The sequence below is a fragment of the Nocardia sp. NPDC004568 genome (genome assembly GCF_040609955.1).
Classification (GTDB): Bacteria; Actinomycetota; Actinomycetes; order Mycobacteriales; family Mycobacteriaceae; genus Nocardia.
In genome coordinates this window covers 1-7,484 of record NZ_JBEXLL010000140.1, presented here as the reverse complement: position 1 = coordinate 7,484, position 7,484 = coordinate 1, and the positions used below count along the sequence as shown (strand labels likewise).

Genomic DNA, 7,484 nt, shown 5'->3' with positions numbered 1-7,484 from the left:
GGTGATCGGGTCACGATCGGTGGTCCGGTGCGGGGTATGCGGACTCTGGTGCTCGACGATCGGCTGAACCCGGTGCCCGAGGGTGTGGCTGGTGAACTGTATGTCGGCGGTATCCAGTTGGCCCGCGGCTACCACGCCCGTGCCGGTCTGACCGCGGAGCGGTTCGTCGCCGATCCGTTCGGTGCGCCGGGTTCGCGTTTGTATCGCACGGGTGATGTGGTGCGGTGGCGTCGTGATGCCGCGGGTGATCCCGCGGTGGAGTACGTGGGCCGCAATGACTTCCAGGTCAAGGTTCGTGGTTTCCGTATCGAGCTGGGTGAGATCGACGCGGCGCTGACCGCGCACGACACCGTGGACTTCGCCGTCACGACCGGACACAAGAACGCCGCGGGCGCGGTATCGCTGGTGTCCTATGTGGTGGCCGTACCGGGGCGTTCGATCGATGTGGCCGAGGTGCGCGAATTCGTCGGGCAGCGATTGCCGGCGTACATGGTGCCGGCGTCGGTCATGGTGCTCGACGAGGTCCCGCTGACCCCGGCCGGGAAGCTGGATCGCCGGGCGTTGCCGGAGCCCGCGTTCGAGGCACGCGAGTTCCGGGCGCCGTCGACACCGGTCGAGCGGGTCGTGGCGGGTGTGCTCGCCGATGTGCTCGGTATCGAGCGAATCGGCGTGGACGACGATTTCTTCGCCCTGGGCGGGAACTCGCTGCTCGCGACGCAGGTCGTGGCGCGCCTGGGTGCGGCGCTGAATACGCAGGTGCCGGTGCGGACGCTGTTCGAGGCGTCCGTCGTCGGCACACTGGCCGCCCGGCTCGAGGAGCAGGTGGGTTCCGGCGGCCGTCCGGCGCTGGTACCGCAGCCGCGGCCGACCCGGGTGCTGCCGTCGGGCGAGGTCGTGGACCGGATCCCGCTGTCCCTGGCGCAGCAGCGCATGTGGTTCCTGAACTGGTTCGACGGTGGCGCGGCGGCCTACAACATTCCGCTGGTGGTCCGGTTGACCGGGCGCCTGGACGTGGATGCCCTGCGACTGGCGGTCACGGATCTGGTCGCGCGGCACGAGGTGCTGCGGACGGTCTACCCGGAGACCGAATCCGGGCCGGCGCAGGTGGTGCTGCCGGTCACGGGGGCGGTACCGGGCCTCGAGGTCAGCACGGTGGCCGCGCACGCGGTCGAGAGCGTGGTGACCGAGCTGGCGTCGGTGTCGTTCGATGTGGCCCAGCAGGTGCCGGTGCAGGTGACGCTGCTGCGGATCGACGACGCGGCAGACGAATACGTGCTCGCCGCGGTGGTGCACCACATCTCCGGCGACGGTTCCTCGACGGTGCCGATGATGCGGGATCTGTTGACCGCGTATTCGGCGCGGGCGGCGGGCCGGGCACCGGATTGGGCGCCGTTGGCGATCCAGTACGCCGATTTCGCGATCTGGCAACGGAACCTGATGGGCGACGGGGCCGATCCCACGTCGCTGGCGCACGAACAGCTCGAATTCTGGCGGTCGGCGCTGGCGGATCTGCCCGAGCAGCTGGATCTGCCGCTGGACCGTCCGCGGCCGGCGACCCAGTCGTATGCCGGTGGCCGAGTCGAAGTGCGGATCGATGCGCGCCTGCACCAGGCGCTGCAGGACTTCGCGCGGCAGCAGGGTGTGACCCTGTTCATGGTGACGCATACCGCGTTCGCGCTGCTGCTGGCCCGTTTGGCGGGGACCGACGATGTGGCCATCGGTACTCCGGTGGCCGGTCGGGGCGAGGCCGCCCTCGACGATGTGATCGGCATGTTCGTGAACACGCTCGTGTTCCGGACCCGGGTCGAGGGCGGGGAATCGTTCACCGACCTGCTGGCGCGCCAGCGGGAGATCGATATCGCGGCGCTCGCGCATGCCGATGTGCCGTTCGAACAGCTGGTGGAGGCGCTGAACCCGGTGCGGTCCACGGCGCGGCACCCGCTGTTCCAGGTGGGTTTCGCGTTCCAGAACCTGGCGCAGGCGAGTCTGGAAATGCCCGGTCTCTCGGTGTCCGGGGTGGACGCCGGTACCGAGGTGTCCCTCTACGACCTGAGCATGATCCTCAGCGACACCTACGACGCGACGGGTGCCGCGGAGGGCGTGTCCGGGTACCTGACCTACGCCACCGCACTGTTCGACCACGCGACGGTGGCGGAATTCGTGCAGCGGTACCTGCGGGTGCTGGCCGGGATCGTCGCCGATCCCGCGGCCCCGGTCGGTGAGCTCGAGCTGCTCGACACGGCCGAACGTGAGCTGGTGCTGCGCCGGTGGAACGCCACCGATCGCAGCATCGAGCCGGGCCTGTTGCTGGACGGGTTCGACCGGGTGGTGGCGGAGTCGCCGGACCGGGTCGCGCTGACCTACGAGGGCACCGGTCTGTCCTACGGCGAGTTCGCGGACCGCGTGCGCCGGTTGGCACGGTGGCTGCGCGATGCCGGTGTGGGTACGGAAACCTATGTGGCCCTGGGTATGCGCCGGTCGATCGACCTGATCACCGCCGCGTACGCGGTGGTCGCGGCCGGCGGCGCGTATGTGCCGCTGGATCCGGACCAGCCCGAGGACCGGCTCGAGTACATCGTCGACACGGCGCGCCCGGTGTGTGTGCTGACCTCCGGCGAAGACCTCGATCCGGCGATCGCCGGCCAGGTGCGTATCGATCGGCTGGATCTGTCCGGTGTCGCGGGCACCGCGCTCACCGACGCCGATCGGCTCCGGCCGCTGCGGCCGGACAACACCGCGTACGCGATCTTCACCTCGGGTTCCACGGGCCGGCCGAAGGGTGTCCCGGTCTCGCACCGGGCGGTGCTCAACTACCTGGCGACCACCCGTGAACGGCACGGTCTCGGTGCCGACGACGTGCTGCTGAACCGCACCCTGGCGACCTTCGACCCGTCCGTGGTCGAGTTCTTCATGCCGTTGCAGCTCGGCGCCCGCCTGGTCATCGCACATGCGGAAGGGCACCGCGACGCGGCGTACCTCACCGGATTGATCGCCGGCGAAGGCGTCACGATGGCACAGTTCGTGCCGTCGTTGCTGTCGGTGTTCCTGTCCGAATCCGAGCCCGCGGCCTGGGCCGGACTGCGCAGTATCGTCGCCGGCGGTGAGGCGCTGTCCGGTGACCTCGCGCGGCGCTTGCGGGAACGCACCGGCGCCCGCCTGTTCAACCAGTACGGGCCCACCGAGACCACGATCGATGTCACCGCCCACGAGGTGACCGGTGGCGAAACCGGGACCGTGCCGATCGGCGTCCCGGGGCTCAACACCCGGACCTACGTCCTCGACGACCGGTTGCGGCCCGTGCCCGCCGGTGTCCGAGGCGAGCTCTACATCAGTGGCGCACAGCTGGCGCCCGGCTACCTGGGCCGGCCCGACCTGACCACCACCCGTTTCGTCGCGGACCCCTTCCACACCGGCGAACGGATGTACCGCACCGGTGACCTGGTGCGGTGGACCGCCGCGGGTGAGTTGGAGTACCTGGGCCGCAGCGATTTCCAGGTGAAGCTGCACGGTCAGCGGATCGAGCCCGGTGAGATCGAGGCCGCGCTCACCGAGATGGAGACCGTCGCGGAGTCGCTGGTCATCCTGCGCCATGCGGGGACCGGTGAGCACCTGGTCGCGTATGTGGTGCCGGTGGGCGGTGCGACGATCACCACCGACGAGTTGCGGGCCCACCTGCACGGTCGGCTGCCGTCGTACATGGTGCCGTCGGCCTTCGTGGTACTCGAGGCGTTCCCGATGAACGCCTCGGGCAAGCTCGACCGTAGAGCGTTGCCGGAGCCGGTGTTCGAGACCCGGGAATTCCGCGCGGCGTCGACGCCGATCGAGGAGATCCTGGCGGATATCTTCGCCGAGGTCCTCGGCGTCGAGCGGGTCGGCGCGGACGACGATTTCTTCGCCCTCGGCGGCGACAGCATCGTCTCGATCCAGCTGGTGTCCCGGGCCAAATCGCGCGGTGTGGTCTTCACCCCGCGGCAGGTGTTCGAGAAGCGCACGGTGGCGGGCCTGGCCTCGGTCGCCGAGTTCGCGGAGTTCGTCGACGGCGCGGTGCGGACCCTGGCCGAGTTGCCGGGCGGCGGGATCGGCCGCATGCCGCTCACCCCGGTGGTGCGGACGATGGTCGAACGCTTCGGCTCGTTCGGGCGATTCCATCAGCTGACACCGCTGAGCCTGCCGGTCGGCGTCACCCGCGAGACCATCGCCGCGGTGGTGGGCCCGGTGCTCGACCGGCACGATATGTTGCGGTCGCGCCTGTTCGTCGTGGACGGCGAATGGGTCGTGGAGACGGTCGAGCCCGGTTCGGTCGACGTGGACGCGCTCATCGATCACACCGTGTTCGATGCCGCCGCCACCGAGGAGCAGGTGCTCGAAACGGCCACCGCCGCGGTCGACGCGGCCCTGGACCGCCTGGACCCCGCCCACGGCGTGGTGGTGCGGTTCGTCTGGCTGGAACCGGATACCGCCGAACGGGCGGGATACCTGGTGGTCGTCGCGCATCACCTGGTGGTCGACGGCGTGTCCTGGCGCATCCTCGTGCCGGACTTCGTGCTGTCCGCCGGCGCGCACAGCGCCGGGCTCCTACCGGAACTGCCGGAGCCGACCACGTCGATGCGGACCTGGGCGCATGCCCTCGAGACGCACGCGCGCAGCGCGGAGCGCGAGGCCGAACTGGACTACTGGCGGACCGTCGTCGATACCGCCGATCCGCTGCTGACCGACCGCCCGCTGGACCCGGCGGTCGACACCGCCGCGACGGTCGACACCTGTTCGGTGCGGGTGTCGCCCGAGGTCACCCAGGCGCTGCTCACCACTGTTCCGGCGCTGTTCCACGGCGGGGTGAACGACGGTCTGCTCACCGCGCTCGTTCTGGCCACCGCCACATGGCGGGCGCGGCGGGTGCCGGCGGCGGCGATCGATGACCCGCTGCTGATCCGGCTCGAGGGTCACGGTCGTGAGGAAGAGGTCGTGCCCGGTGCCGACCTGTCCCATACCGTCGGTTGGTTCACCTCTGTCTTCCCGGTGCGGTTCGCGCCGACCGGTATCGATTTCGAGGACGCGCTCGCCGGCGGTCCGGCATTGGGCGCGGCGCTCAAGGCGGTGAAGGAACAGCTGCTCGCGGTGCCGGACAAGGGCATCGGCTACGGGTTGCTGCGCCATCTGAACCCGCGGACCGCGAACGAACTTCCGGCCGAGCTGCCGGGCCAGGTGAGCTTCAACTACCTGGGCCGGTCCGCCGGTTCGGGCGAGTTGTCCGCGGGGATGCGCGAGTTCGGCTGGCTGCCCGCCGATCTGGTGGTGGACGCGGCATTCGACGCGGATATGCCGGCGCTGGCGCTGCTGGATATCAATGCCGTCGTCGCCGGCGACGAGTTCATCGCCCGGATCGGGTACCCGAGCACCCTGCTCGGGGCCGAGGAGGTCCGTGAGTTCGGTGAGCTGTGGACGCGGGCGCTGGAAGCGGTCGCGCGCCACGCGAATTCCGCGGGCGCCGGTGGGCACACCCCGTCCGATTTCGGCATGGTCGCGCTGTCGCAGTCCGATGTCGACGGAATCGAGCGGCGCTTCCCGGTCGCCGATGTGTGGCCGCTGTCCTCGCTGCAGGCCGGCATGCTGTTCCACGCCCAGATCGCCGAGACCTCGGTGGATGTGTACACCGGTCAGATCGTGCTCACGCTGACCGGCCGGGTGGATGCCGCCCGGCTGCGTGCAGCGGCCCAGGCGCTGGTCGATCGGTACGAGAACCTGCGTACCGCCTTCGTCACCGATCACGAGGGCCATCCGGTCCAGGTGGTGCTGAAGGATATGCCGGTCGACTGGACCGAGCACGACCGGAGCAGCGCCGGGACGGCCGCCGATCTCATCGAGGCGGACCGGTTGCGGCGCTTCGATCTCGCCGAGCCGCCGCTGCTCCGGTTCACCCTGATCAAGACCGGAGCCGACACCTGGCAGTTCGTGGTGTCCAACCACCACATCCTGCTCGACGGCTGGTCCATGCCGCTGCTCATGCGGGATCTGCTGACCCTGTACGCGGTCCGTGGCGATGCCGCCGTGCTGCCGGCGGTCCATTCCTACCGGACCTTCCTGGCCTGGGTCGGCCGCCAGGATCGCGGGGCCTCGCTGGAGGCCTGGCGGTCGGCACTGGCGGGGGTCGAGGAACCGACCCTGCTCGTCCGCCCCGAAGCGGGCGGCTCCGAGATCACCGCGCTGTCGGGTGAGTACGTATTCGAGCTGGACGCCGCCGCCACCGCCCGGATGGCCGCGCTGGCCACCGAGGTCGGCGTAACGGCGAACACGGTGCTGCAGGTGGCGTGGTCGGTCCTGCTCGGCCGGCTGACCGGGCGCGACGACGTGCTGTTCGGTGCCACCGTCTCCGGTCGCCCGCCGGAACTGCCCGGCGTGGAGACCATGGTCGGGTTGTTCATCAATACGATCCCGGTGCGGGTGCGGTTCGATCAGGACGAGTCCGTACGGACAGTGCTCGCCCGGGTCCAGGCCGAACAGGCCGATCTGCTGGATCACCACTATGTGGGTCTGGCGGATATCCAGGGCGCGGCGGGGATGGCGGCGCTGTTCGACACCCTGCTGGTGTTCGAGTCGTATCCGGTGGATGCCGAGGGTATCCAGGCGCAGGCCACCGATATCGACGGAATGACGGTGGCCGGCCTGGCCGGTATCGACGCCACGCACTACCCGTTGACCCTGGTCGCCGCACTCGGCAATACGCTGCGTATCCGGGCCGGGTACCGGCAGGACATGTTCGACGAGGCCGAGGTGCGCCGGATCGCGGACCGGCTGGTCCGGATGCTGGACGGGATCGTCGCCGACCCGTCCGTCGCCGTCGGTGATATCGATCTGCTGGCCCCGGCCGAACGCGACCTGGTGCTCGAGCGCTGGAACGCGACTCACCACCCGGTCGATTCACGATTGCTGCTGGACGAGTTCGCCGCGGCGGTCGCGAGATATCCGGATCGGGTCGCGGTGTCGTTCGAGGGCGCCGAACTGACCTATGCGGAGTTCGCCGGACAGGTCAATCGTCTGGCGCGGCTGCTGATCGCCGAGGGCGTGGGGCCGGAATCATTGGTCGGCTTGGCGCTGCGGCGTTCGGTGGACCTGGTGGTGGCCATGTACGCGGTGGTCACGGCCGGTGGCGCGTATGTACCGGTGGACCCCGAGCATCCGGCGGAGCGGACCGCGTATGTGCTCGAGACCGCGCGACCGGTCTGCGTGCTGACCTCGACGTCCGATGCCGGTGCTGTTCCCGAGGGGACAGGTGTGCCGGTACTGGCCGTGGACACCTTGGAGTTGTCGGGCTACGCCGATGCCCCGGTCACGGATGCCGATCGGGTGGCGCCGTTGCGTGCGTCGAATACGGCGTATGTGATTTTCACGTCGGGTTCGACGGGTCGTCCGAAGGGTGTGGCGGTGTCGCATGCGGCGATTGTGAATCGCCTGGTGTGGATGCAGTCGGAGTACGGTCTGGAATCCAC

The 7,484-nt window shown here is 69.6% G+C and carries 1 protein-coding gene; it reads left to right on the top strand.

All coding sequences use genetic code 11. From position 1 onward, the window contains the following. Positions 1-36: 36 nt before the first annotated feature. On the top strand, positions 37-7,484 hold a 7,448-nt coding region (locus ABZV91_RS31630), incomplete at its 3' end, for an amino acid adenylation domain-containing protein (protein WP_355249394.1).